Annotated in this window: 23 protein-coding genes and 1 tRNA gene; 3 read left to right on the forward strand and 21 right to left on the reverse strand. The window is 71.2% G+C overall.

Translation table 11 applies throughout. The features are described from left to right. Nucleotides 1-57 precede the first annotated feature (57 nt). The 5 genes from GE115_RS02830 to GE115_RS02850 all read right to left on the reverse strand — a co-directional run bounded on the left by GE115_RS02830 (nucleotide 58) and on the right by GE115_RS02850 (nucleotide 4,437). Nucleotides 58-1,263 (reverse strand): tyrosine-type recombinase/integrase, encoded by a 1,206-nt coding sequence (locus GE115_RS02830; RefSeq protein WP_153683228.1) that lies wholly within the window; start codon nucleotides 1,261-1,263, stop codon nucleotides 58-60. After that, nucleotides 1,256-1,456, reverse strand: coding sequence for a helix-turn-helix transcriptional regulator (locus tag GE115_RS02835; protein WP_153683229.1), 201 nt, complete (start codon nucleotides 1,454-1,456; stop codon nucleotides 1,256-1,258). Before GE115_RS02835 ends, GE115_RS02830 begins: the two co-directional genes overlap by 8 nt. Nucleotides 1,457-1,649: 193 nt before the next feature. Then, nucleotides 1,650-1,724: transfer RNA gene (locus tag GE115_RS02840), tRNA-Gln, on the reverse strand. A 93-nt stretch (nucleotides 1,725-1,817) separates the two neighbouring features. Continuing rightward, nucleotides 1,818-3,350, reverse strand: coding sequence for a glutamate--tRNA ligase (gltX, locus tag GE115_RS02845; RefSeq protein WP_153683230.1), 1,533 nt, complete (start codon nucleotides 3,348-3,350; stop codon nucleotides 1,818-1,820). Further along, nucleotides 3,343-4,437, reverse strand: coding sequence for a LysR family transcriptional regulator (locus GE115_RS02850; RefSeq protein ID WP_246190468.1), 1,095 nt, complete (start codon nucleotides 4,435-4,437; stop codon nucleotides 3,343-3,345). Before GE115_RS02850 ends, gltX begins: the two co-directional genes overlap by 8 nt. 57 nt (nucleotides 4,438-4,494) lie before the next feature. Here GE115_RS02850 and GE115_RS02855 point away from each other — a divergent pair, with 57 nt between their 5' ends. Beyond that, on the forward strand, nucleotides 4,495-5,526 hold the full coding sequence (locus tag GE115_RS02855) for an aminotransferase class V-fold PLP-dependent enzyme (RefSeq protein ID WP_153683231.1): 1,032 nt from the start codon (nucleotides 4,495-4,497) through the stop codon (nucleotides 5,524-5,526). 56 nt (nucleotides 5,527-5,582) lie between these two features. On the opposite strand, the gene GE115_RS02860 is transcribed toward GE115_RS02855, so the two are convergent. The 7 genes from GE115_RS02860 to GE115_RS02890 all read right to left on the reverse strand — a co-directional run bounded on the left by GE115_RS02860 (nucleotide 5,583) and on the right by GE115_RS02890 (nucleotide 11,496). Next, nucleotides 5,583-6,347 (reverse strand): fumarylacetoacetate hydrolase family protein, encoded by a 765-nt coding sequence (locus GE115_RS02860; RefSeq protein ID WP_153683232.1) that lies wholly within the window; start codon nucleotides 6,345-6,347, stop codon nucleotides 5,583-5,585. Beyond that, on the reverse strand, nucleotides 6,344-7,762 hold the full coding sequence (locus GE115_RS02865) for a hypothetical protein (protein WP_153683233.1): 1,419 nt from the start codon (nucleotides 7,760-7,762) through the stop codon (nucleotides 6,344-6,346). The genes GE115_RS02860 and GE115_RS02865 overlap by 4 nt, the downstream gene beginning before the upstream one ends. Before the next feature lie 136 nt (nucleotides 7,763-7,898). Next, nucleotides 7,899-8,015 (reverse strand): Rv2993c-like domain-containing protein, encoded by a 117-nt coding sequence (locus tag GE115_RS19345; protein ID WP_153683378.1) that lies wholly within the window; start codon nucleotides 8,013-8,015, stop codon nucleotides 7,899-7,901. 12 nt (nucleotides 8,016-8,027) lie between these two features. Then, nucleotides 8,028-8,735 (reverse strand): DNA alkylation repair protein, encoded by a 708-nt coding sequence (locus GE115_RS02875; protein WP_153683234.1) that lies wholly within the window; start codon nucleotides 8,733-8,735, stop codon nucleotides 8,028-8,030. Then, nucleotides 8,732-9,262: a GNAT family acetyltransferase gene (locus tag GE115_RS02880; RefSeq protein ID WP_312854840.1), complete on the reverse strand. Its 531-nt coding sequence runs from the start codon at nucleotides 9,260-9,262 to the stop codon at nucleotides 8,732-8,734. The genes GE115_RS02875 and GE115_RS02880 overlap by 4 nt, the downstream gene beginning before the upstream one ends. Further along, nucleotides 9,259-10,374 carry a branched-chain amino acid aminotransferase gene (locus GE115_RS02885; RefSeq protein WP_153683235.1) on the reverse strand — a complete coding sequence of 372 codons (1,116 nt, stop codon included), beginning with the start codon at nucleotides 10,372-10,374 and terminating at the stop codon, nucleotides 9,259-9,261. The genes GE115_RS02880 and GE115_RS02885 overlap by 4 nt, the downstream gene beginning before the upstream one ends. A gap of 45 nt (nucleotides 10,375-10,419) precedes the next feature. Then, a complete protein-coding gene (locus tag GE115_RS02890; protein WP_153683236.1) occupies nucleotides 10,420-11,496 on the reverse strand; it encodes a 3-isopropylmalate dehydrogenase in 1,077 nt (358 codons plus the stop codon). Between the two features lie 121 nt (nucleotides 11,497-11,617). Between GE115_RS02890 and GE115_RS02895 the strand changes: the two genes are divergently transcribed. After that, on the forward strand, nucleotides 11,618-11,872 hold the full coding sequence (locus tag GE115_RS02895) for a DUF6458 family protein (protein WP_153683237.1): 255 nt from the start codon (nucleotides 11,618-11,620) through the stop codon (nucleotides 11,870-11,872). A gap of 130 nt (nucleotides 11,873-12,002) precedes the next feature. Here the strand turns inward: GE115_RS02895 and GE115_RS02900 are convergent, their stop codons facing one another. Continuing rightward, complete coding sequence (locus tag GE115_RS02900) at nucleotides 12,003-13,631, reverse strand: MFS transporter (protein WP_153683238.1); 1,629 nt, start codon at nucleotides 13,629-13,631, stop codon at nucleotides 12,003-12,005. Between the two features lie 111 nt (nucleotides 13,632-13,742). Between GE115_RS02900 and GE115_RS02905 the strand changes: the two genes are divergently transcribed. Next, nucleotides 13,743-14,348 carry a TetR/AcrR family transcriptional regulator gene (locus tag GE115_RS02905; RefSeq protein ID WP_153683239.1) on the forward strand — a complete coding sequence of 202 codons (606 nt, stop codon included), beginning with the start codon at nucleotides 13,743-13,745 and terminating at the stop codon, nucleotides 14,346-14,348. Between the two features lie 60 nt (nucleotides 14,349-14,408). On the opposite strand, the gene serA is transcribed toward GE115_RS02905, so the two are convergent. The 8 genes from serA to GE115_RS02945 all read right to left on the reverse strand — a co-directional run bounded on the left by serA (nucleotide 14,409) and on the right by GE115_RS02945 (nucleotide 24,882). Next, on the reverse strand, nucleotides 14,409-16,001 hold the full coding sequence (gene serA, locus GE115_RS02910) for a phosphoglycerate dehydrogenase (RefSeq protein ID WP_312854842.1): 1,593 nt from the start codon (nucleotides 15,999-16,001) through the stop codon (nucleotides 14,409-14,411). A gap of 175 nt (nucleotides 16,002-16,176) precedes the next feature. Next, on the reverse strand, nucleotides 16,177-16,533 hold the full coding sequence (locus tag GE115_RS02915) for a hypothetical protein (RefSeq protein WP_153683240.1): 357 nt from the start codon (nucleotides 16,531-16,533) through the stop codon (nucleotides 16,177-16,179). Further along, entirely contained in the window at nucleotides 16,530-17,033 is a 504-nt protein-coding gene (locus tag GE115_RS02920) for a DNA polymerase III subunit gamma/tau (protein WP_153683241.1), read from the reverse strand. The genes GE115_RS02915 and GE115_RS02920 overlap by 4 nt, the downstream gene beginning before the upstream one ends. A gap of 9 nt (nucleotides 17,034-17,042) precedes the next feature. Continuing rightward, complete coding sequence (locus tag GE115_RS02925; protein WP_153683242.1) at nucleotides 17,043-20,543, reverse strand: lamin tail domain-containing protein; 3,501 nt, start codon at nucleotides 20,541-20,543, stop codon at nucleotides 17,043-17,045. Between the two features lie 76 nt (nucleotides 20,544-20,619). After that, entirely contained in the window at nucleotides 20,620-21,366 is a 747-nt protein-coding gene (locus tag GE115_RS02930; protein WP_312854843.1) for a copper homeostasis protein CutC, read from the reverse strand. 123 nt (nucleotides 21,367-21,489) lie between these two features. Beyond that, nucleotides 21,490-22,518 (reverse strand): ketol-acid reductoisomerase, encoded by a 1,029-nt coding sequence (ilvC, locus tag GE115_RS02935; RefSeq protein WP_153683243.1) that lies wholly within the window; start codon nucleotides 22,516-22,518, stop codon nucleotides 21,490-21,492. A gap of 49 nt (nucleotides 22,519-22,567) precedes the next feature. Beyond that, nucleotides 22,568-23,077 (reverse strand): acetolactate synthase small subunit, encoded by a 510-nt coding sequence (gene ilvN, locus GE115_RS02940; RefSeq protein WP_172979654.1) that lies wholly within the window; start codon nucleotides 23,075-23,077, stop codon nucleotides 22,568-22,570. 2 nt (nucleotides 23,078-23,079) lie between these two features. Then, nucleotides 23,080-24,882: an acetolactate synthase large subunit gene (locus tag GE115_RS02945; RefSeq protein WP_153683244.1), complete on the reverse strand. Its 1,803-nt coding sequence runs from the start codon at nucleotides 24,880-24,882 to the stop codon at nucleotides 23,080-23,082. Nucleotides 24,883-24,901: the final 19 nt, after the last annotated feature.

Consider the following 24,901-nt stretch of genomic DNA (forward strand, 5'->3'; position numbering starts at 1 on the left):
CCTGGTAACGAAGGGGATCATGACGAGCGGGGACGGGCGTGAGGCCCATATCGACGCCTATGCCCCGAGCACCTCATCCAGGATCTCGGCCGTCACCGGGTCCACCTGCTCGGCGCTGACCACGTAGCTTCCGCGCGTGATCTGCTCATTCGCATGCCCCAGCAGCCTTGACGCGAGCGTGATGCCCGCGGCGCGCTCCACGAGGGTTGCCGATGTCCGGCGATAGATGTGGGTCGTGTACTCGTCGACGTCGACACCGAGCTCCATCAACGACTCACGCTCGTCCGCGATAAACGAACGGAGCAGCCGCTCGTAGTTGCTGACACTCATCGCCTTCCCCGTCTTCGTTGGGAACAGGAACGCCTCGCCACCGGAATCGGCGAGCGCGAGCCGGTACCGCACCGCGGCCGCCGCCACGGAAGGAAGCGCGATGGTGCGGCGCTGGCGCGCACGCTTCGGCGAGTCCTTCCGGTAGATGCCTTCAGTCTTGTTGCTCACGACCGTCCCGCTGACCACGAGCGTCGGTGGACTGCTGGTGATGTCGACATCGCACCGCCGCAGCGCCAGGCACTCGCCGATGCGAAGCGAAGTGCCGAGCATGATGTCCATCCCGTCGACGAGGGCTCGGTAATTCGGCCTGGGCCCGTCTGGACGCCTCTCGCGCCACTTCTTCATCAGGTTCCGAACGCCCGAGATCTGCTCAGTGGTGAGCACGGAATCCTTCTTCGCCGACGTGGGCAGGCGCTGGACATCGCGCACCGGGTTTCGGGGCAGCGCATCGTCGCGGACCGCGTACCCGCACAGCAGGCTGAGCACCGTCCGCGCTCGACGTGCCTTCGAGATCGATTCGGTCTGCAGGATGTCCTGAATCATGCGGTCGCACCGGCCCACGGTGAGCTGCTCGAAGCGGACCGCACCGAAGCGGGGGACGATAATCATCCGGGCCGCGGTCTCATAGACCTCGTACGTCGAGAAGGAGAGGCTCCCAGCTTTGGCGCGTGCGCGCACCTGCTCCAGCCAGCGTTCGACGCCCTGGGCGATGGTGCTGTCAGGCGTCAGCCCGCTGCCTCCACCGGTGCTGAAACAGGCTGCTTTGCGCTCGAGCGCCGCGCGCGCCCCTTCCTCGGTGTCGCCGCTGGCACGGAGCCGCTGCAGGGCGCCGCTGTCATCCCTCGTGGCTCCTCGTGCCTGGTACTTGCCGCTCGCGAGCCGGCTGACGTTGATGACACCGAGCTCGCCCGGTCGAGTCTGTGGTCTAGCCATGCCGCTGATCGCCCGCCCATCTGAGGACGTCGGCCAGGTCGTAGCGGACGTGCCTGCCGAGCTTCAGGAACGGGGGCCCGGCGTGCGTGAGTCGCCAGTCCTCGAGTGTGCGTTCGGGCAGGCGGAGCAGCTCGGCGAGTTCGTGCTGGGTGAGGAAGCTGGGCGCGGCTGGCGTCGTCGCGGTCTCGTTCATGCCACGTAGGTGCACGAGTCGAGTCCGGGCCGATCGGCCGGCGTCGGTGACGCTCCGTAGCAACCGGTAGGACACGACGCGCATGACGCGTCGAGGAGGGTTTCTGGTCTCGTTTCTGGTCTTTCGCCTCGAAACGCGACGGTGATGGACGATGGGCAAAGGGTGACTTTGCCGCGGAATTCCGCCCCTGTTATGGCTGGGGTACCTGGACTCGAACCAAGAACAACTGAACCAGAATCAGCCGTGTTGCCAATTACACCATACCCCAATGGCCTGAAACCGAGGTCTCGGGCCGACATGTAACTCTAGCCCAGCTCTGCCGAACGGCCAAACTGAGCCGGTCTCGATACGCTGGGCGCGCCTACTCGACCGACGGCGCCGCCGCCAGCACCCCCACCAGCCGGTCGACCCGCGCGAGCGAGTCGGCCTTGCCGAGGATCTGCATCGACTCGAACAGCGGCGGCGAGACTCGCCGTCCCGAGATCGCGACGCGCACGGGGCCGAAGGCCACGCGCGGCTTCAGGCCGAGCCCGTCGATGAGTGCGGCGCGCAGCGCCTCCTCGATCTCGGCGGTGGCCCAGGCCTCCCCCGGGATCCGCTCGAGCGCGTCGCGCGCGGACGTCAGCACCTCGCGGGCGTTGGCGGGCAGCGAGGCGAGCGCGTCGTCGTCGTGGGTGAGGCCCGAGGCATCCGTGAACAGGAAGCCGAGCATGCCGGGCGCCTCGCCGAGCAGGCCGATGCGCTCCTGCACGAGCGGCGCGGCCTCGGCGAGGGTCGCCTCCTCGGCGGGCGCCAGCGGCGTCGAGACGGCGCCGGCGGCCTGCAGGTACGGCACGGTGCGGGCGGCGAAGTCGGCGGGCGCGAGCAGGCGGATGTGGTCGCCGTTGATCGACTCGGCCTTCTTCTGGTCGAATCGCGCGGGGTTCGGGTTGACGTTCGCGACGTCGAACGCCTCGACGAGCTCGTCGCGGCTGAACACGTCGCGGTCGGCCGAGAAGCCCCAGCCGAGCAGGGCCAGGTAGTTCAGCAGTCCCTCGGGGATGAACCCGCGATCGCGGTGGTGGAACAGGTTCGACTCGGGGTCGCGCTTGCTGAGCTTCTTGTTGCCCTCGCCCATGACGTACGGCAGGTGGCCGAAGCGCGGCACGAACGAGGTCGCGCCGATGTCGATGAGCGCGTGGTACAGCGCGATCTGCCGCGGCGTCGACGAGAGCAGGTCTTCGCCGCGCAGCACGTGGGTGATGCCCATGAGCGCGTCATCGACCGGGTTCACGAACGTGTACAGCGGCGCGCCGTTGGGGCGCACGACGACGAAGTCGATGGTCGACCCGACCGGGAAGTCGATGCGTCCGCGCACGAGGTCGTCGAAGCCGAGGTCGACCTCGGGCACGCGCAGGCGCAGCGCCGGCTCGCGGCCTTCGGCGCGGAACGCGGCTCGCTGCTCGTCGGTGAGGTCGCGGTCGAAGTTGTCATAGCCGAGCTGCTTGGGCCGGCCGTTCGCCGCGTTGCGCGCGTCGATCTCCTCGGCCGTCGAGAAGCTCTCGTAGAGGTGCCCGGCCGCCTTCAGTCGCTCGATGAGGTCGGTGTAGATCTCGCCGCGCTGCGACTGCCGGTACGGGCCGTGCGGGCCGCCGACGCCGACGCCCTCGTCCCAGTCGAGACCGAGCCACGTCAGCGCGTCGAGGATCTGCTCGTAGCTCTCTTCGCTGTCGCGCGCGGCGTCGGTGTCTTCGATGCGGAAGACGAAGGTGCCGCCCGTGTGCCGGGCGTACGCCCAGTTGAAGAGCGCGGTGCGCACCAGGCCGACGTGCGGCGTGCCGGTGGGCGAGGGGCAGAAGCGCACGCGGACGTCGCTGCCGGTGGCGGTGGTCGTGGGGTGGGCCGTGTCAGACATCGTCGTCAATGCTACCGACCGCGGCTGCGGCGCGTCCGCCGGGATCGAGCGCTTCGAGCGCCCGCAGCGCGGCGGCGACCGCGGGCACCCGCTCGGCGCCCTTCGCGGTCACGAGGTGCAGCGATCGCACGTCTTCGCGCGCGGTCGGGCGCACCACGACGCCCGGATGCCTCGGCGTCGCGCGGAGCGCGAGGGCCGGCAGCAGCGCGACCCCGAGCCCCTGCGCCACCATGCCCTCGACGGCGACGAAGTTGTCGGTCTCGAACGCGATGCGCGGCGCGAATCCCGCCGCGGCCGCGAGCTCGAGCAGGTGGCCGCGGCAGCGGGGGCACCCCGCGATCCACGGGTCGTCGGCGAGGCGTTCGAGCGGCACGTCGTCGAGACCGGCGAGCGGATGCCCCGCCGGCAGCACGAGGCGGATCGGTTCGTCGCCGAACGCCCGCACGGCGAGCCCCCGGGCGCTCGCGCGGTGCGGATCGTCGCGGTCGCCGGGGTAGCTGAATGTGATCGCGAGGTCGGCCCGGTTCTCGCGGACGGCCTCGACCGCCTCGGGCGGTTCGGCCTCGACGAACGTGATCGCGACGCCCGGATGCCTCGCGCCGAGGCTCGCGATCAACTCGGGTACGAGGGTGGGCGACGCCGATGGGAAGGCGACGAGGCGCAGGCGCCCGGCACGCAGGCCCTTGAGTTCCGCGAGCTCGCCGGCCGCCGCTTCGAGCGACGTCGTGACGGCGCGCGCGTGCCTGGCGATCACGCGGCCCGATTCGGTGAGCCGGATGCCACGGCCCGCGCGTTCGACGAGCGCCACGCCGGTGCGCTCCTGGAACCGGCGCACCTGCTGGCTGACCGCGGGCTGGCTGTACCCGAGCGCGGCCGCGGCGGCGGTGAGCGACCCGTGCGCGGCGATCGCGTGCACGACGCGCACGGTCTGCAGGTCGATCGCCGCGGCGAGCCGCTGCGTCGCCTCATCGGCCGGGGCATCCGTCGGGGCCAGCGCGGTGGAGGCGGCGCCAGCCGACGAGGCTTCCGCGGGCGAGGCATCCGTCATCGAGGCATCCGTCATCGAGGCATCATAACGAATCGGCATGTTTCCGATCACTCATCTGCCGTTGTCGAATGAATGCGCCGAGCGCACACTGGCAGCATGCCTGACCTGCGATCCCGATTCACCGCCGGCCGCGGTTACCTCGCGGCCTGCACACTCGGCCTGCCGACGCTCGAGACGCACGCCGCCGTCGCCCGCGACCTCGAGCGCTGGGCCGCGGGCTCGGCGAACGCCGGCGAATACTCGAAGGTCGTCGAGCGAGCCCGCGGCCACGCCGCGACCCTGCTCGGCGCTGAGGAGGAGCAGGTCGCCGTCGGCTCGCAGGTCTCGGTGTTCGCCGGCCTCGTGGCGGCCTCCGCCCCGGCCGGCGCGGAGGTGCTCTGCATCGACGGCGACTTCAGCTCGATCGTCGGGCCGTTCCTCGCGCGCGGCGACCTGCGCGTGCGACACGTCCCGGCCGACCGGCTCGCCGACGAGATCCGCCCGACCACCGCGATCGTCTCGGCGTCGCTCGTGCAGTCGGCGTCGGGCGAGGTGCTCGACGCGGCATCCGTCGCGAAGGCGGCGCGCGACGCCGGTGCACTGCTGCTCATCGACACGACCCAGGCGACCGGCTGGATGCCGACCGACGCGCTCGACGCCGACGTCATCGTCTGCCATGCGTACAAGTGGCTCTCCGCACCGCGCGGCGCGGCATTCGCGGCGTTCAGCGACCGGGCCGTCGCCGAACTGACACCGCACACCGCGGGCTGGTACTCGGGCGGCGACCCCTGGGCCTCGTGCTACGGACCCGACCTGCACCTCGCCGAGGGAGCCCACCGCTTCGACGTCTCCCCCGCGTGGCACGCCTGGGTCGGCGCCGAGTCCGCGCTCGCGTTCGCGGCATCCCTCGACCTCGACGACGTACGTGGGCACGACGTCGGGCTCGCGAACGCGTTCCGCGCGCGGCTCGGGCTCGAGGCATCCGACAGTGCGATCGTCGCGTGGCCGGACCCCGACCGCGCCGCGCTCAGCGCGCTCGAGGCTGCCGGCATCACCGCGTCGGGGCGCGCCGGCAACGCGCGGGTCGCGTTCCACCTGTGGAACGACGACGAGGACGTCGAGCTCGCGGCGGCAGCGCTCGGGCGCTGACGCCGCGATGGCCGCGTTGCGGCCCGCGCTCGGCGATCGGGCTTCAGCGCACGCGCTCAGCGCACCGGGTTCGACAGCGCGCCGAGTCCTTCGACGCGCACCTCGACCGTGTCGCCCGACACGATCGGGCCGACGCCCGCGGGCGTTCCCGTGAGGATCACGTCGCCAGGCAGCAGCGTGAACACCGCCGACGCGTAGGCGATGATCGCGGGGATCGAGTGCACCATGTCGGAGAGGCGACCCTGCTGGCGCACCTCGCCGTTCACGCTCGTCTCGATGGTGCCGTTCGCGAGGTCGACGTCGGTGTCGATGATCGGGCCGAGCGGGCAGAACGTGTCGAAGCCCTTCGCGCGCGTCCACTGCCCGTCGGAGCGCTGCAGGTCGCGCGCGGTCACGTCGTTCGCGATCGTGTAGCCGAAGATCACGTCGTCGGCATCCTCTTCACGCACGTGGCGCGCAATGCTGCCGATCACGACGGCGAGCTCGCCCTCGAACTCGACCCGCTCGGACTGCCGCGGCAGCACGATGGCGTCGCCGGGGCCGACCACCGAGGTGTTCGGCTTCAGGAACAGCAGCGGCTCGGCAGGCGCCTCGTTGCCGAACTCGGCCGCGTGCTCGCGATAGTTGCGCCCGACCGCGACCACCTTCGACCGCGGGATCACGGGCGCCAACAGCTTCGCCTCGCCCATCGGCACGCGTTCACCGGTCGTCTCGAACCCGGCGAACAGCGGGTCGGCCTTCAGCACGACGAGCTCGTTCTCCTCCTCGTCGACGATCCCGAACGAGATGGACTCACCATGGCTGAACCGCGCGACCTTCATACGCTCAACGGTACTGGGCTTCCGGGGCCACCGAGTTTCTCGAACCTCGTGTTGACGGCTTCGAGGAGATGAGCGCCGGCGGGCAACCGCGCTTTGACGAACGGCATGCCCTCGGCGAACGCGATCTCCATCAGGTGCGACACCACCTCCGTGGCGCGCCGGTACTCTTGACTCTCTCGCACCCTCGGCAGGTATTCGAGAATCCGCCGTGCGACCGCCCGCGCGCGCGAGGCCGCGTCGTCGGTCGCCGAACGGCCGAACTCCTCGAGCTCTGCGACTGCCTTGTCGACCGCATCTCGATCGGCCTTCCCTGCGACGGTCGAGGCCCCCCGCTCTCTCGGGGTTCGTTCGTCATCGTCCGCCGAATCTGCCGCCGGGTACGGAAGGGATGCATTGTTGAACGCGCGATGCAGTGCGAGATGCGTGAATTCGTGAAGGATTGTCGACGCGAGCTCCTGTGACGATTCCCGCATCGCGATGATGGCTTCCTCGAGATCACGGCGCGAACGCACTCCCGAGAGCAGCGGAGTGCTCGACCCGATGACGGACGGGAGGTCTACCGCGAGCCTTACTTCGGCGTAATTCGCAGAGCCTGTTGCCCGCTCGCCGGACGCGGCGGACATCGCTGTTCCGTTCAGTAGTACCAGCGTGAAGCCCGACCCATCCGCGAGCGCATCCCGCGAGCGATGCACCGTTTGAAGGATCCGCTGGATCAACGGCTCGGCCCGGTCGCGCACCTGAGCGAGCGCCAGCGCGAAGAGGGCGTTCACCCGGTCATCGTCCTGCGGTGTCTTTCCATCCTCCTTTCGCAGCGGCCCGACCAGGGACTCCGCGTCGACGACAAATCGCCCGAGCCGTTCAATCTCCCCTTGCTTGCTGGCCTCGAGTTCGGTCGCCGAGTCGCGCCTCTGTTGCTCGGCCGCTCGATCGCGTTCAGCCTCCTGCTCGCGTTCAGCCCGTTCCTGACGCCGCTTCGTGTGTTGGTCTTCGCGTATCTGCTTGCGCTGGAGTTCTTGGATCCGATCGTCGAAGATTCCGATCGTTCGGTCCCGTCCGGCCTCCGGGTGTGTCTGCTCCACCTCGGTGCGCAGGCGCCGCACTTCCGCGATGTCGTCCCACTGCTCGAGCGCCTCCCTCAGACGCATCCGTCCCTCGGCCCGCGTCGTGTCGATCTCCTCGCCCCTGAGTTTGATCCGCTGCACGGAGGCGACGAGATCGTCGGGTCCGCTCAGCAACTGGCTTACCGCAGCGTTTCCGGCCGTTCGCTGGATGGCTTGAATGACCGATGGCTGGGGGGCTCGGTTCCCCACCCGGAGACGCCACCGCTCCTCGCCCTGTCGGCTCTCCCGATGCACACTGCCGGTAGCCGAACGGGGCGACGACGGCGCGGCCGTGCGTCGTGGGTCGAGAGCCATGGCGAGATACTCCGAGTCGCTCCGGCGAAGGCATGCGGCGGGTTCGCTCGTCTCACGTTACCGGCACCCGATCTGCCCGCGTGGGAACCCGAGTGCCCTATCGGGCAGGGCTCGGGCCGCACGCCCGACGCGCGCGTCAGACATCGTGGATGAGCCGCTTGCCGAGGCTGACGGCCTCCTCGTCGACGATCCCGAACGAGATGGACTCACCATGGCTGAACCGCGCGACCTTGATGCCCTCGAGCCTAGTCAGCGGCCGTCGCCCTCAGCGGGACGAGCCCGCCTCCTGCCGGCGCACCATCTCGCCGATCCACGCCGGCGCGTACGGCGACGTGCAGCCGGGCGGCGTCGGATAGTCCTTCAGCACTTCGAGCCGCTCGCCGATCTCGAGCGACCGCGCCCGGTACGCCGGATGGTGGATGCCGATCATCGCGAGGCTCGTGTTCATCTCCCACTGCACGGGGGCGGCGGCGGCGCGCATCTCCGCCTCGATCGTGTCGAGCAAGGCCGGCAGGTCGAGCGTCTCGGGGGTCTTGCGGATGCGCTCGGCGTTCAGCGCCCACGCCGCACTCACGACCAGCGGGTCGTCGTCGTCGAGCCAGGCGAGCCGCAGATCCTCAGCATGGCGGCTCTGCTTCACGACGTAGTTCACGAGCCAGTCGTGGCCCTTCGGCGAGCGCTCCTCGCGCATCATGGCGTCGAGCTCGTCGGGGCCGAACGACTTCGGCCGGCAGATCAGGATCGCGAGCAGTCGCGAGGCGAGATCGCCGGTCGCCCACAGGTCGAGCGCGAGCTCGTGATTCGTCTTGACGCGCTTCGCGAGCGCGCGCAGTTGCGCGAGGTTCACGCCGTGCGGGTCGCCGCGACGCTCGTTGGCCTCGCGCGTCTTCGGGTCTTCGAGGGCGCGAAGCTCCGCCTGCACGTCGGCGAGGGTGGACTCGGCCCCACCCCGGCCGGGCACGGCGCCGGTCATGCGGAGCCCAGGCTCTCGGTGCGGGTCGCGAGCGGTTCTTCCGCCGCCGTATCGGCCGCCGGCGCGTCGGGGATGAGCCGCTTGCCGAGGCTGGTCACCTCGTCGACCTGGTAGCCGAGGCGTCGGTAGAACTCGATCACAGCCGAGTTCGTCGAACGCACCTGCAGGTTCAGCCGCGGACATCCTCGCTCGATGAGCGATCGTTCCGCCTCGGCCATGAGCTTCGCCCCGCATCCGCCACCGCGATGGCCCTCGGCGACGGCGAGGTAGTTCAGCCAGCCGCGATGGCCGTTGTATCCGACCATCGCGGTGCCGACGAGTGCGCCATCGAGCTCGGCGACCAGGAACAACTCCGGCTGCACCTCGAGCTTCCGCTCGATATCGCGGTAGGGGTCGTTCCACGGCATGACGAGGCCCGCCTCGATCCAGAGGGCGACCACCGCCTCGGTGTCGGCCCGGACGAACGACCGGATACGCATGACCCCGGTCTCGGCATCCGCGAGCATTGTTTCTTGGAGGTCCCTCACGCGTCGAGGCGGAGCATCCAGCCGTGGCGGTCTTCGACGCGACCGTACTGGATGCCGGTGAGCTCGTCGCGCAGCGAGAGCGCGAGCTCCTCGGCCTCGGGGCCGCTGTGCACGATCTCGAAGTCCTCGGCGAGCAGGCGCCCGATGGGCACGACGACGGCGGCGGTGCCGCACGCGAACGCGCCCACGATGTCGCCGGATGCCGCGCCCTCGCGCCACTCGCCGATCGTGATGCGCCGCTGCTCGACCCGGTGGCCGCGGTCGGCGGCCAGGCGCAGGATCGAGTCGCGGGTGATGCCCTCGAGGATCGAGTCGGACTCGGGCGTGAGCAGCGTGCCGTCTTTGCGGACGAGCACGACGTTCATGCCGCCGAGCTCCTCGAGGTACTCGCCCTCGTCGAGGAAGAGCACCTGCTGGCAGCCCTTCTCATACGCCTCGGCCTGCGGCAGCAGGCTCGATGCGTAGTTGCCGCCCGTCTTGGCGGCACCTGTGCCGCCCTTGCCGGCCCGAGCGTAGTCGGTCGACAGCCAGATGTTGACCGGCTGCACGCCGCCCGGGAAGTACGCGCCGGCGGGGCTCGCGATCAGGTAGTACGCGACCTTCTTCGCCGGCCGCACGCCGAGGAACGCTTCCTTCGCGAACATGAACGGGCGCAGGTAGAGGCTCGTCTCGTCGGCCGTCGGCACCCAGGCGCCGTCGACCGCGATGAGCTGGCGCAGCGAGTCGATGAACACCTCGGCCGGCAGCTCGGGCAGCGCCATGCGGTGCGCCGAACGCTGCAGGCGCGCCGCGTTCTCGTACGGGCGGAACGTGTGGATCGAGCCGTCGGCGTGGCGGTACGCCTTGAGGCCCTCGAAGATCTCCTGCGCGTAGTGCAGCACGGCGGCCGCGGGGTCGAGCTGGATCGGGCCGTACGGCGAGACGCGGGGGCGATGCCAGCCGCCCTTCTCGCTCCAGCAGACATCGACCATGTGGTCGGTGAAGTGGTTGCCGAATCCCGGGTCGGCGAGGATCGCCTCGCGCTCGGCGTCGCTCTTCGCCTCGGCGTTGCGGGTGACGTTCCAGACGAGCCCGGCAGCGGACGGGGCCTGGAGCGGAAGGTCGATGGTCATGTCGCCATCCCTTTCAGAGAGTGCGGTGGTCGGATGCGTCGGTGACTAGGTCGCCGGAACGGTGACGGATGCGGCGGCGATGCGGGCGGCGATCGCCTCGCCGATCTCGGCGGTGGACCGGCGAGCATCGCCGCGTTCGGCGAGGTCGTCGGCGATCGCGCGTTCGACGCGGGTCGCGGCATCCGTCTCGCCGAGGTGGCGGAGCAGGAGCGCGACCGAGCCGATCGCCGCGGTCGGATCGGCGATACCCTTCCCGGCGATATCGGGTGCTGAGCCGTGGACCGGCTCGAACATACTCGGGAAGCGGCCGTCGGGGTTGATGTTGCCCGAGGCTGCGAGTCCGATGCCGCCGCTGATCGCGCCGGCGAGGTCGGTGAGGATGTCGCCGAAGAGGTTGTCCGTGACGATGACATCGAATCTAGCAGGGTCGGTGACGAGGAAGATCGTGGCCGCGTCGACGTGCAGGTAGTCGACCGAGACATCCGGGTACTCGGCGGCCACCGCGTCGACCTGCCGCTTCCACAGCGAGCCGGCGAACACGAGCACGTTCGTCTTGTGCACCAGTGTGAGGCGCTGGCGCCTCACTCGCGCCTGCGCAAAGGCGTAGCGCACGACGCGCTCGACGCCGTAGGCGGTGTTGACCGAGACCTCGTTGGCGACCTCGGCCGGCGTGCCGACGCGGATCGCCCCGCCGTTGCCGACGTACGGGCCCTCGGTGCCCTCGCGAACGACGACGAAGTCGACGTCGCCCGGGTTCGCGAGCGGGCTCGCGACGCCCGGGTAGAGCACCGTCGGGCGGAGGTTCACGTAGTGGTCGAGTTCGAACCGCAGCTTCAGCAGGAGCCCGCGCTCGATGTTCGCGCCAGTGAGGCGCGGATCGCCGGGCGTACCACCGACGGCGCCGAGCAGGATGGCGTCGTGCGATTTGATCGCGTCGAGGTCGGCGTCGGTGAGCACGTCGCCGGTCTCGAGGTAGCGCGCCGCGCCGAGCGAGAACGGCGTCTGCTCGAACTCGACCTCGGTACCGGCCGTCGCCGCCTCGAGCGCCGCGAGCGCCTGCGCCACGACCTCGGGACCGATGCCGTCGCCCGGGATGACCGCGAGCCTGACCGTGCGTACCATGCTTCTCCTTCGTGCGCCAGCCCTCCCAGCGTAGCCCGTGGCGGGGCTAGCGTGACGTGCAGTGGCCCCGGTCACCGAATGGAACGCGGTGCCCGACCGCGTCCGGAAAGGAGCAGGATCCATGAGTCTCGGACTCGGCATCATCCTCTTCGCGATCGGCGCGGTCCTTGCGTTCGCGCTCAACATCACCGTCGACTGGATCAACCTGCAGATGGTGGGCTACATCCTCATGGCAGCCGGCGCGGTCGTCATCGTGCTCGGCATCATCCTCATCGCCCGTCGCCGCCGCACGGTCACGACGTCGCACTCGGCGGTCGACCCCGCCACCGGCGAGCGGGTCCGCAGGGACGAGACCTCGGCGCCCGACGTGTACTGAGGGACGGCGGCACCGAGCAGGGGGTCGGATCGGGGGATCCGACGGGGACGGTTCGAAGCCCGCGGCCGATCAGGCCGCGGGCTTCGTCGTGCCTGCGCTCAGGCCGCGGGATTGGGCGTAGCGCCTGCGCTCAGGCCGCGGGCTTGGGCGTACGCCCGAGCGTCACCGCGGCCACCACCGCAGCGACGACCATGAGCGCGACCCCGATCGCCGCGGTCACCACGACGCCGCCATCGAACGCGGCGGCAGCGGATGCCTCGAGCGCGGCGCCTGCGGCCGTCGGCAGCTGCTCGGCGACCGACATCGCGCCGGCGAGCGTCTCGCCGGCGACCTCGGCCTGCTCGGCCGACAGCCCCGACGGCAGCACGAGCGCCGCGGCGTAGTGCGCGGCGAGGATGCTGCCGAGCACGGCGGTGCCGAGCACCGCACCCAGTTCGTAGGCCGTCTCGGAGACCGCCGATGCCGCACCGGCCTTCTCGGCGGGCGCGCTGGAGAGGATGAGCTCGTTCGACACCGTCTCGGCGGCGCCGATGCCCGTGCCGAGCAGCACGAAGGCGAGGATGGTCGGCGCGATCGAGTCGGACCCGGCGGTCAGCGCGATCACGAGGTACGCGGCCGCCGAGAGCAGCAGCGCGACCGGAACCAGCACTCGGCTGCGCACCCGGCGCGCGATGGGTACGACCGCGAGGCCAGCGATGATCATCGCGACGAGTCCGGGCGTGAGCGCGAGCCCCGCCGTCACCGGCGAGAGGCCCGCGATCAGCTGCAGGTGCTGCGACACGAAGTAGAGGAACCCGACCAGCGAGACCACCGAGAGCAGGTTCACCAGCACGGCACCACCGAACGTGCCCTGCCGGAACAGGCGCACATCGAGCATTGGAGTCGGCCGACGCAACTGCCGGCGCACGAACAGGAAGCCGAAGAACGAGCCCAGCACGATCGCCTGGATGCCGATGCCCGCCACACCCTCGGTCGCGAGCGACTTGATGCCGAAGACGATCGGCACCATGGTCGCCAGCGAGAGCACGATGCTCCAAAGGTCGACCGGGCCGGGCGCGGGGTCGCGACTCTCGGGCACGAGGATGGGCAGCAGCACGACGAGCGGCACCAGCACCGGCACCGCGAGCAGGAACACCGAGCCCCATGCGAAGTGCTCGAGCAGCAGCCCGCCGACGATCGGCCCGAGCGCGCTGCCGGCCGCGAAGCCGGTCGCCCAGATGGCGATCGCGAGCCGGCGCTGCTCGCGGTCGGCGAAGATCGAGCGCAGCAGCGACAGGGTCGACGGCATGAGCATGGCGCCGAAGAAGCCGAGAGCCGCACGCGCCGCGATGAGGAGCGCGGCCGTGGGCGCGAACGCCGCGCCGATCGAGACCAGCGCGAACCCGATCGAGCCGATCAGCAGGAGTTTGCGCCTGCCCACCCGGTCGCCGATGGAGCCCATCGCGACCAGCAGCCCCGCGAGCACGAGCGGGTAGCCGTCGACGATCCACAGCTGCTCGGTCGCGCTCGGCGCGAGGTCACGCGAGATCTGCGGGAGCGCGAAGCTCAGCACGGTGTTGTCGACCGAGACGAGCAGCACCGGCAGCATGAGCACGGCGAGGGCGAACCAGGCGCGACGCGGCGCGCGGCGCGCGGGTGCTTCGGAGGCGGCGGCAGCGGAAGCGGATGCGCCTCGTGCGGCGGGCCGGGCCGCCGTCGCGGCGGCTTCGTTCGCGGTGCTCGCGGCGTCGTCTCGGGTCACGGTCGGTTCGTTCGTCATGCGGTGCTCGGGGGTTCTGTGCGTGGTCGGAAGACGGTTACTGTACCGTCCGGTTGGTATAGTAACAGAGATGAACCGACTTGCCATGGCCGCGTCCCCCACACTGGACTCATGAGCCGACCTCCCGCCGCCCGCGACGCCGTGCTCGACGCCTTCGAACGGCTGATCGGGTCCTCCGGCGAGCGCGCCGCGACCCTCGAGGCCACCGCGCGCGAGGCCGGCGTCTCGAAGGGCGGCCTGCTCTACCACTTCGGTTCGCGCCAGGCGCTCATCGCGGGACTCGTCGAACGCCTGCACCGGCTCGTCGAGGAGGACGTCGAGCGCATCCACGACGCCCCCGACGGCGCCATCTCGTACTTCGTGCGCTCGTCGGTCGACCTCGAGACCCCGCTCGACCGCACCTTCGTGGCGGCCGTGCGTCTCGCGCAGGGCGGCGACCGCGCTGCCGCCACCGCGATCGACGAGGTGCGCGAGCGCTGGCTGGCCGCGCTCGGCCGCGACATCGGCGATCCCAGCCTCGCGCTCGCCGTGACCCTGATCGGCGACGGGCTCTACTACCACGCCGCCCTGCGCGCGGAGGCCACCGAAGGCGCCGACGCCGATGTCGCCGCGATCGCCCCGGCGCAGATGGACGATCTCGTCAGCCTGCTCGAGCGCATCGCCCGCGGCGAGGCATCCCCCGGCCCGGCGGCAGGGGGCGAGGCATCCGGCGACTGACGCCGCACCAGCATGCCGAAGGGCCGCACACGAACGCGTGCGGCCCTTCGGAGACCGAGGTTAGTCCTCGGTGATGTCGATCTCGAGCATGGTGCTCGCCTCGATGGCGTCGCGCACGCGCTCGATCACCTCGGCGGGCACGGGCGAGTCCACCGTGAGCACGCTGAGCGCCTGACCGCCCGCCTCGCGGCGCGCGATCTGCATGCCCGCGATGTTGATGCCGGCCTCGCCGAACGCGCCGCCGTACACCGCGACGATGCCCGGGCGGTCGGTGTAGCGCATGACGATGTGGTGCTTCGCGATCGGCACCTCGATGTCGTAGTCGTCGATGCCGACGAGCTTCTCGACCTGCTTCGTGCCGGTCAGCGTGCCCGACACCGAGACCTGGCGACCCTCGGCAAGCGCGCCGCGCAACGTGATCACGTTGCGGTACTCGGGGCTCTCGCGCTCGGTGATGAGTCGCACCTGCACGCCGCGCTGCTCGGCGAGAAGCGGCGCGTTGACGTACGAGACGGTCTCGGACACCACGTTCGTGAAGACGCCCTTGAGCGCGGCGAGCTTGAGCACGCTGACGTCGTAGTCGGCCAGTTCGCCGCGCACCTCGATGTCGAGGCTCGTGAGCGCACCGTGACCGAGCGCCGAGAAGAACTGGCCGAGCTTCTCGACCAGCGGGATGCCGGGGCGCACGTACGGGTCGATGACGCCGCCGGCGACGTTGACCGCATCGGGGACGAGCTCGCCCGCGAGCGCGAGGCGCACCGACTTCGCGACCGAGATGCCCGCCTTCTCCTGCGCGTCTTCGGTCGAGGCGCCGAGGTGCGGCGTCACGATCACGTTGGGCAGTCCGAGCAGCGGCGACTCGCGCGGCGGTTCGGTGACGAAGACGTCGAGGCCGGCACCGGCGATGGTGCCGGCGACCAGCGCGTCGTGCAGCGCCTGCTCGTCGATGAGGCCGCCGCGCGCGACGTTCACGATGTAGGCGGTGCGCTTCATGCGGGCGAGCTGCTCGGTGCCGATCATGCCGAGCGTCTCGGGCGTGCGCGGCATGTGGATCGTGATGAAGTCGCTGCGCTCGAGCAGCTCGTCGAGCGTGACCGTCTGCACGCCCAACTGCTGCGCCCGCGCCTCGGTGATGTACGGGTCGTAGGCGATCACCTGCATGCCGAACGCCTGCAGGCGGGCGGTGATGAGTGCACCGATGCGGCCGAGCCCGATGATGCCGACCGTCTTCTCGAACAGCTCGGTGCCGGTGTAGGCCGAGCGCTTCCACTCCCCCGCGCTGAGCGACGCGTGGCCCGCCGGGATGTGGCGGGCGAGACTCAGGATGTGGCCGATCGTGAGCTCGGCCGCCGAGATGATGTTCGACGTGGGCGCGTTCACGACCATGACCCCGGCGGTGGTCGCGGCCTTCACGTCGACGTTGTCGAGGCCGACGCCCGCGCGGGCCACGACCTTCAGCTTCGGCGCGGCGGCGAGCGCCTCTTCGTCGACCTGCGTGGCCGAGCGGATGAGGATCGCGTCGGCATCGGCGATCGACGACAGCAGGGCCGAGCGGTCGGTGCCGTCGACGTTGCGGATCTCGAAGTCGGGCCCGAGGGCGTCGACGGTGGCGGGCGAGAGTTCTTCGGCGATCAGCACGACCGGCTTTGACACGAACGATTCCTTCGGGGCGATGCGCCGCGCGCGCGAAGCGGCGGCTTGCGGTGGGATGCGCCACACGCCGTCGGGGGCGCCTACCCGGCCATGCTACTTGAGGCCGGCGTGCGCGCTTCGCCGTGTGACGCCGGATGCCCCGCCCGGAAGCGCCGGGCGCAGTCTGCGCCCGGCTTCAGGGCGCGACGACGGCGGCGCTCACACCGAGCAGGACCGTCGTCGACGTGAACACGACCGCCGAGACGGCCAGGCCTCCGAGGTAGCACGCGATCGAGATCGGCAGCGAGCGCCGGCGCCCGAGCACGAAGGCAGCCGCGAACAGGCCGATCGGCGCGAGCAGCGCGACGACCATGAGCGCCCAGCCGAGCGGCGTGAACCCGAGACCGAACGACAGGATCTGCACGAGGCTCTCGACGACCTCCCACAGGTCGTAGGCGAAGAACAGCCCGAAGAAGACGGCCAGCGTCACCTGCAGCCAGAACGGCGTGCCCCCGCTGCGCTCCACGGGTGCGGATGCCTCGGCCCCGCTCATGCGGCCACCCCCAGCACGAACGGCAGCGGCACGAGCACGATCGCGCCGACGGCGAGCCAGACGAGGCGCAGCGCCCGCCGGGAGACGAGCGCGAACACCAACCCGAACCAGAGCGCGGGGGCGAGCACCGCGAGCCAGAGCCCCGTGAGGTACATCGCGTCGCCGACGATGCTCGTGCCCGGGGCATCCGTTCGGATGACGGTCAGCAGCCACCCGACCGTGTAGAGCAGGTACACGCCGCCGAGCACGCCGAGCACGATCAGCTCGACGGAACCGGCCTGGCGCGTGGCATCCGGCGTCGCAGCGGTCGTCGTCGCGTTCGAGGGCCGTTCGCCGGGAGCGGCCGGCTCATCGGCGGCATGCCGCTCGCCGTCCGACGCCGCGTCGACGGTCGAGGGCTCGGAGTCCGGCCCGCCGACGCGCTTCCACCCCGGCGCGAGGGTCGGATCGTCGTCGCCCTCCCAGCGCAGCGCGTCGTCGTCGTCGGGATCGCGGGTCATGCGCCCACCCTATCGAGCCGGCGCCGCCCCGCCCGAACGGGTCGCGACGACCGCCTCGGTCGTCAGCGACTTCGCGTACGCGAAGCGCACCGAACCCACGGCGAACTCGTCGTCGGCGGCCGTGTAGCGGCCCTGCACGCCGCGTTCGACGATGTTCCAGGGCCGCATCTCCGAGATGCCCTCCGCGTCGCCGCGCTCCGGGTCGAACTGCACGTAGTCGTACGGGTGGCTCGCGTGCGCGTCGAGTCCCGACGAGTAGGCGTCGACGCCGATCGTGCCACCCGCGAGGTCCACCTGCAGCAACCGCTGGAACCCGGTCGCGCGAGCCCCGTCGTGGGTGCGGAACTCCTGGTAGTCGGCGACGAGCTCGGTGACGGTATGGCCGGGCAGGCCGCCAGCGTCCTCGGTGACGATCGCGCCGAGCCCGTGGAAGTGGCCCGAGAGCACGAGCACGACATTGCGGTTCGGTGCGATCACGCGCTCCCAGAGCTCGTCGGCCCGCGACAGCCACCGCGACGACGTCGAGCGCCGGGCGGACTCGTCGACCTCCTTCGGCGTGACGTGTTCGTGCGTCGAGAGCACCACGTTGCGGTCGGGGTGCGCGGCCACGACGGCCTCGGCCCACGCGATCTCGCGCTCGCCGTACGCGTAGGGCAGCGAGAGCATGAGGAACTTCGCGCCCGCACGCTCGAACCGCGAGAAGTTCGCCGTCTGGTCGTCGGGCGCGATCGAGCCGCCGTACCAGGGCTCGCTCGAATATCGCGAGGGCGGGAAGTACTCGTTGAACAGGTCGCTCGTCGTGCCGCGCTTGGTGTCGTGGTTGCCGGGCAGCACGCTGTTCGGCACGCCGGCGTCGTCGAGGACGGCCTGCATGCGCGACGCCGTCTCGAACTCGCGGCGCGCGACCGCCTCGGACTGGTCGGGGTTCACCCAGTTCTGCACGAGGTCGCCCGTGTGCGTCGCGAACGCGATCTCGCGCAGGCCGGCGTTCGCCGCGACCCAGCTGACGACCTCGGCGTAGGTCTCGGGGTAGGCCTCGGCGAGGTACTGCGTGTCGGTGAGATGGCTGATCGCGAGGTCGTACTCGGCGGCGTCGTCGAATCCGCCGGCGTCGGCATGACGCAGCGTCGTCGCGCGCGGCACCACCTGCACGAGCAGGTCGACGGATGCCTCCGCCCCGAGGTCGTCGGCGGCGATCGTCCCGGCGAGCTCGACGCGGCCGTCGTCACCCGCCGTGCGCTCGTCGAGCGGATGCCACGCCCGGTCGGACTCGCGCCACGTCGACAGCCGAACCGCGGTGCGGGGCTCGGCGCTCCCACGCCAGCCGACGTGCACGCCCGCGTCGAGCGGCAGCGCGGCGTCGGCGCTCGCCACCCGCAGCCGCAGGTAGGGCAGCACGAAACCGTCGTCGCGTACCTCCGCCCCGGTTGCGCCGGCCGTCGCGAGCACCGACTCGCCGACGCCCGAGCGTTCGCGCAGCGGCTCGTCGGATGCCCCGCGCCACGCCCCGAGAAGTGCGAGCTCCGTAGCCGGCTCGCCTCCCGGCTCGGCGCCGGGCTCGACCCCCTCGACGCCGCCGGGATCGACGAGGGCCGCCGGACGGGCCGCCCTCCGACGCTCGGCCGACTCCTGCGCGGCCACGGTCCGCGCGACCTCGCGTTCGGCTCCCCGCCGCGCGGCCACGATCGGGTCGGGCACGGCCACCGGGCGGCCGACGCCCGGCGACGCCGGCGCCACCACGAAGTCGTCGGCGTCGTTGCCGGTGAACGCCGACCGCTGGTAGGTCTCGGCGCGGGCCCGGTCGGGCTCGAAGGTCACGAGCGACAGGCCCTTCGTGCACGGGCTCGGCCGCTCGACGCTGAAGTCCATCTCGTTCGCCCGGTACACCCCGACGCTGTCGACCCGCCGGCCCGAGGCATCCGACAGCCAGACGCCCGTGCCGCGGAAGTCGAAGCCCTCGTCCACGACGACGTCGGCCGCTCCGGCGAGCGGCGTACCGACGAGGGCCGCCGTCCAGGTGGCGCCCGGCGCGAGCGTGGTGCCGTGCGGGATCGTCTCGCCGCCCGAGAGCGCGCGCGCACCGGCCGCGGTGCAGCGCACCAGCTGCCAGCCCGAGACATCCACCGCCGTGTCGCCCAGGTTCGCGAGCTCGACGAAGTTGCGTCGTTCGTACCCGGCCGGCAGGTCCGCCGGGTCGGTCGCGAGCTCGGTGATCACGACGTCCGGTGCGGAGGGGTAGGCGAAGCCGTCGTCGAGGATGCTCCGCGCCGTGGTCGCGTTCACGGCGCCCGGCGTGCGCGGGGCGACCGACCAGGCGGTGCTCCCCCGCCCCGGGCCGACGCGTTGCCACGACTCGCCCGTGCGGCCGTCGACGAGCACGCCGAGCTTCTCGTCGCCGCTCTGGCACGCCGAATCGCCGTACGCCGATGCGGCCATGCCGTCGACGCGGCGGCCCTCGTCGTCGGCGAGGAGCACGCCGAATCCGCGCGCGTCGAGGCCGAGGCGGGTGGTCGCGTCTGACTCGACATCGGCGCCGCTCGTCGCGACCACGAGGCGGCGGCCCGGCTCGAGGCGGGTGCCGTCATCGAACACGGTCGCCGGCCGGTCGGCGGGCACACGGCCCGTGGGACCGCACGTGAGCAGGCGCCAGCCCGAGAGGTCGACCGGTGCGGTCGTCGCGACGAGTTCGACGAACTCGTCGTCGCCCGAGCCCGGCCCGGCGGCGGCCACCTCGGCGATGCGCACCGGTGGGTCGACGAAGCCGCGGGCCGGGTCGACGTCGAGGTCGTTCGGCGCCGTCACGTTCGCGGCCCCTGGTGTCGCTCGCGCACGCACGAAGTCGGCCCTGGCGTCGCCCGTGCGACTCACGCGCTGCCAGCTCTCGCCGAGGGCCGCGGCGAGGGCGTTCGGCAGGTTGCCGTGGAGGCTGCACTCGCTCGTGGTGGGCCACGGCTCCGTGGGATACACCGCCACGGCGTCGGCGATCCCATCGGACGGGTCGAGCAGCAGCAGCCCGAAGCCCGCGTCGGCGAACGGCTGCGTGAAGACCGCGTCGGGCTGCGCGCCGCCGAGGTCGCTGCCCGTGCGCGCGACGAGCAGCCGCTCGCCGGGGGCGAGCACGACGCCCGTGAGGTCGGCCTCCGACCGGCCGGTGTTGGCACGCAGGCCCTGCGCGCTGCACCGGGCGACCTCCCAGCCGGTCAGGTCGACCGGCTCGTCGCCCGTGTTCTCGAGCTCGAAGAAGGAGTCGGAGCGAGAGCCCGTGCCGCCGTTGGCGAGCTCGGCGATGACCACGCCCCGGCCCGGCGTTGCGGCGGCCGGCGGCGTGGCGGAGGCCGACGCCGGCGTGGCCGGAGCCGCGGTGGCGCCGAGCGCTGCGGCCGGCGCCGTGCCGGGTACGACGCCGACGGCGACGAGCGCCGGCACGAGCACCGCGACGGCGAAGAGCGCGGCTGGATGCCGAAGGGAGGAAGCGGGATTCGGACCGGACGGAGGCGTCGTTCGCGTCACGCACCGAGCGTCGCGAGCCGCGGTGAACGACCGGCGTCGGGCACGCCGAACGCGCGTGAACGGCGGGCGAAGCGCGTCAGTCGCGAGCGCGAACGGATGCCGCCGCGATCGCGGCCCGCACGAGACCCGGGTCGGTGATGTCGAACCCGTCGACGCCGCCGCCCGGACCACTCGCACCGCCGCGGGTCGTCGTGCCGCGCGCCGAGAGGTGCACCGCGTCGACGCCGACTGCCGCGAGGCCGTCGATGTCGACGATGCGCACCCCGCCGCCCGCCATGACCTCCAGCGCACCGGATGCCTCCGCCATGCGACCGAGCGTCTCGAGGCCTGTGCGGCAGTCCGCCGCGCCGCCCGAGGTCAGCACGCGGCGCACGCCCGCGGCGCGCAGCGCCTCGACGCCGGCGACGGGGTCGGCGGAGGCGTCGACCGCGCGGTGCACCGTCACGTCGAGGTCGCCCGCGGCGTCGACGAACCGCGCGATCGCGGCGAGGTCGAGCTCGCCGTCGGCCCGGAGCGCACCGACGACCACGCCGTCGGCGCCGAGCCGGGCGGCGTGCCGGATGTCGCGCACGACCAGGTCGAGCTCGTCGTCGTCGTAGACGAACCCGCCGCCGCGCGGACGCACGAGCACGTGCACGAACCGCGACGCACCGGCATCCGCCGCGAGCGTCGCGACGGCCTCGATCAGCCCGGCCGACGGGGTGAGCCCGCCGAGGCCGAGCGCCTGGCAGAGCTCGACGCGCGCCGCGCCCGACTCGAGGGCGAGGCGGGCGCCCGCGGCGTCCTGCACGGCGATCTCGATGGGAAGGGGGCGCGTGGTCACCGAGTCAGCGTAGCGGCCCGGCCGGGTCGCAATCGGCGGCCCCGGCGGTCGAGTAGCGACGAAGGAGCGTACCGAGACCACGCGACGGGTCTCGATACGCTCCGCTCCTCGACCGACGAGTGTCTAGCGCGCGACCTCGCCGTCGACGTAGTCGTCGTCGTTGTCGGCGTTCCAGGCGAAGAGCTTGCGCAGCTCGCGGCCCGTCTCCTCGATCGGGTGGCCCTCGCCCTTCGCGCGGAGCTCGAGGAACTCCTTGGCCCCGTTGTCCTGGTCGTCGATGAATCGCTTGGCGAACGTGCCGTCCTGGATGTCGGCGAGCACCGCCTGCATGTTCTGCTTGACGCTCGGGTCGATGACGCGGGGGCCCGACACGTAGTCGCCGTACTCGGCGGTGTCGGAGACCGACCAGCGCTGCTTCGAGATGCCGCCCTCCCACATGAGGTCGACGATGAGCTTGAGCTCGTGGAGCACCTCGAAGTACGCGATCTGCGGCTGGTAGCCCGCCTCGGTCAGGGTCTCGAAGCCGTACTGCACGAGCTGCGAGACGCCGCCGCAGAGCACGGCCTGCTCGCCGAACAGGTCGGTCTCGGTCTCTTCGGTGAAGGTCGTCTTGATGACGCCGGCGCGCGTGCCGCCGATCGCCTTCGCGTACGACTTCGCGAGGTCCCAGGCCTGGCCCGAGGCATCCTGCTCGACGGCGATGATGTCGGGGATGCCGCGACCGGCGACGAACTCGCGACGCACCGTGTGACCCGGCGCCTTCGGCGCGACCAGGATCACGTCGACGCCCTCGGGCGCCTCGATGTAGCCGAAGCGGACGTTGAAGCCGTGACCGAAGACCAGGGTGTCACCGGCCTTCAGGTTGTCCTTGACCGAGTCGGCGTAGATGTGGCGCTGGAACTGGTCGGGCGCGAGGATGACGATGACGTCGGCCCACGCCGATGCCTCGGCGACGGTCTTCACCTCGAAGCCGGCCTCCTCGGCCTTCTGAGCCGACTTGGAGCCCTCCTTGAGGCCGATGACGACCTCGACGCCCGAGTCGCGGAGGTTCTGCGCGTGCGCGTGGCCCTGCGAGCCGTAGCCGATGACGGCGACCTTCTTACCCTGGATGAGCGAGAGGTCGGCGTCCTTGTCGTAGTAGATCTCAGCCATGCTGTTCTTTCTCCTTGGTGGTGGTCTGGTGAGTTTCGGAAGACGCGCTTCAGCTGCGGAAGACGCGCTCGGTGATGGACTTGCCGCCGCGGCCGATGGCGAGGAGGCCCGACTGGGCGATCTCCTTGATGCCGTAGGGCTCGAGCACGCGCAGCAGCGCCTGGGTCTTGCCCGAGTCGCCGGTGACCTCGATCACGAGCGCGTCCGTCGCGACGTCGACGACGCGAGCGCGGAAGAGGTTCACGGCCTCGAGCACCTGCGAACGGGTCGTGTTGTCGACGCGCACCTTGATCAGCAGGTGCTCACGCTGCACCGACTGGGCGGGGTCGAGCTCGACGATCTTGATGACGTTGACGAGCTTGTTGAGCTGCTTGGTCACCTGCTCGAGCGGGAGGTCCTCGACGTCGACGACGACCGTGATGCGCGACAGCCCCTCGATCTCGGTGTGGCCCACGGCGAGCGACTCGATGTTGAATCCGCGGCGGGCGAAGAGGCCGGCGACCCGGGTGAGCAGGCCGGGCTTGTCCTCGACGAGGAGGGAGAGCACGTGGGTCGACATGGTCAGTCCTCCTCGCTGAAAGCCGGCGCGTGGTCGCGGGCGTACTGGATGTAGCTGTTCGACACGCCCTGCGGCACCATCGGCCACACCATCGCGTCGGCCGAGACGACGAAGTCGATCACGACCGGGCGGTCGTTGGTCTCGAGCGCGAGCTTGATCGCGTCGTCGACCTCTTCGGGCTTCGTGACGCGGATGCCGAGCGCGCCGTACGCCTCGGCGAGCTTGACGAAGTCGGGCACCCGCACGCTGTCGTGCCCCGTGTTCAGGTCGGTGTTCGAGTAGCGGCCGTCGTAGAACAGCGTCTGCCACTGGCGCACCATGCCGAGCGACGAGTTGTTGATCACCGCGACCTTGATCGGGATCTCGTTCAGCGTGCACGTCGCGAGTTCCTGGTTGGTCATCTGGAAGCAGCCGTCGCCGTCGATCGCCCAGACCACGCGGTCGGGTTCGGCGACCTTCGCGCCCATGGCCGCTGGCACGGCGTAGCCCATGGTGCCGGCGCCGCCGGAGTTGAGCCACGAGTTCGGCCGCTCGTACTTGATGAACTGCGCGGCCCACATCTGGTGTTGGCCGACGCCTGCGGCGTATACGCCCTCGGGGCCGGTCAGCGCTCCGATGCGCTCGATGACGTACTGCGGCGCGAGCAGCCCGTCGGAGGGCTGGCTGTAGCCGAGCGGGAACTCCTCGCGGAGCCCGTCGAGCGTCGCCCACCACTCGGCCAGGTCGCTCGCCTGCCCCGACGTCGTGTCGCGGTACGCGGCGAGCAGGTCGACCAGGACGTCTTTGAGGTCGCCCACGATGGGCACGTCGGCCGTGCGGATCTTCGAGATCTCGGCAGGGTCGATGTCGACGTGCACGACCTTGGCCTCGGGGGCGAACAGCGCCGCCTTGCCGGTGACGCGGTCGTCGAAGCGTGATCCGAGGGCGACGAGGAGGTCGGCCTCCTGGAGGGCGAGCACCGCGGGCACCGTGCCGTGCATGCCCGGCATGCCGAGGTGCTGGCGGTGCGAGTCGGGGAACGCGCCGCGCGCCATGAGCGTGGTGACGACCGGCGCTCCGGTCGCCTCGGCGAGGGCGAGCAGTTCCTCGGAGGCGCGCGAGCGGATCACGCCGCCGCCCACGTAGAGCACGGGCCGCTTGGCGTCGGCGATCAGCTGCGCGGCGGCCTGCACCTGCTTGCCGTGCGCCTTGGTGATCGGCCGGTAGCCCGGGAGCTCGACCTTCGGGGGCCAGCTGAACGCGAACTCGGCCTGCTGGGCATCCTTCGTGATGTCCACGAGCACGGGGCCTGGTCGACCGGTCGTGGCGATGTGCACGGCGGCCGCGATGGTCGCGGGGATCTCTTCAGGGCGCTTGACGAGGAAGCTGTGCTTGGTGATCGGCATCGTGATGCCGACGATGTCGGCCTCCTGGAAGGCGTCGGTGCCCATGAGGTTCGAGAACACCTGGCCGGTGATCGCGAGCATCGGCACCGAGTCCATGTGGGCGTCGGCGATCGCCGTGACGAGGTTCGTCGCGCCTGGCCCCGAGGTCGCGATCGCGACGCCGAGCTTGCCCGACGACGAGGCGTAGCCCTCGGCCGCGTGGCCGGCGCCCTGCTCGTGGCGGACCAGGATGTGCCGCAGCCGGCGGCTGTCGAGCAGCGGGTCGTAGACCGGCAGGATGGCCCCGCCGGGCAGCCCGAACACATCGGTGATGCCGATGAGCTCGAGCGAGCGGACGACCGCCTGGGCGCCGGTGAGGATCTCGGGCGCGCCGGTGTTGAGGCCGGCGGGCGATGGCACGGGTGAGGATTCCGTGGTCATGCGGTTCCTTCTTGCTGGA

Origin of the sequence: Agromyces agglutinans, assembly GCF_009647605.1 — a bacterium.
GTDB lineage: Bacteria > Actinomycetota > Actinomycetes > Actinomycetales > Microbacteriaceae > Agromyces > Agromyces agglutinans.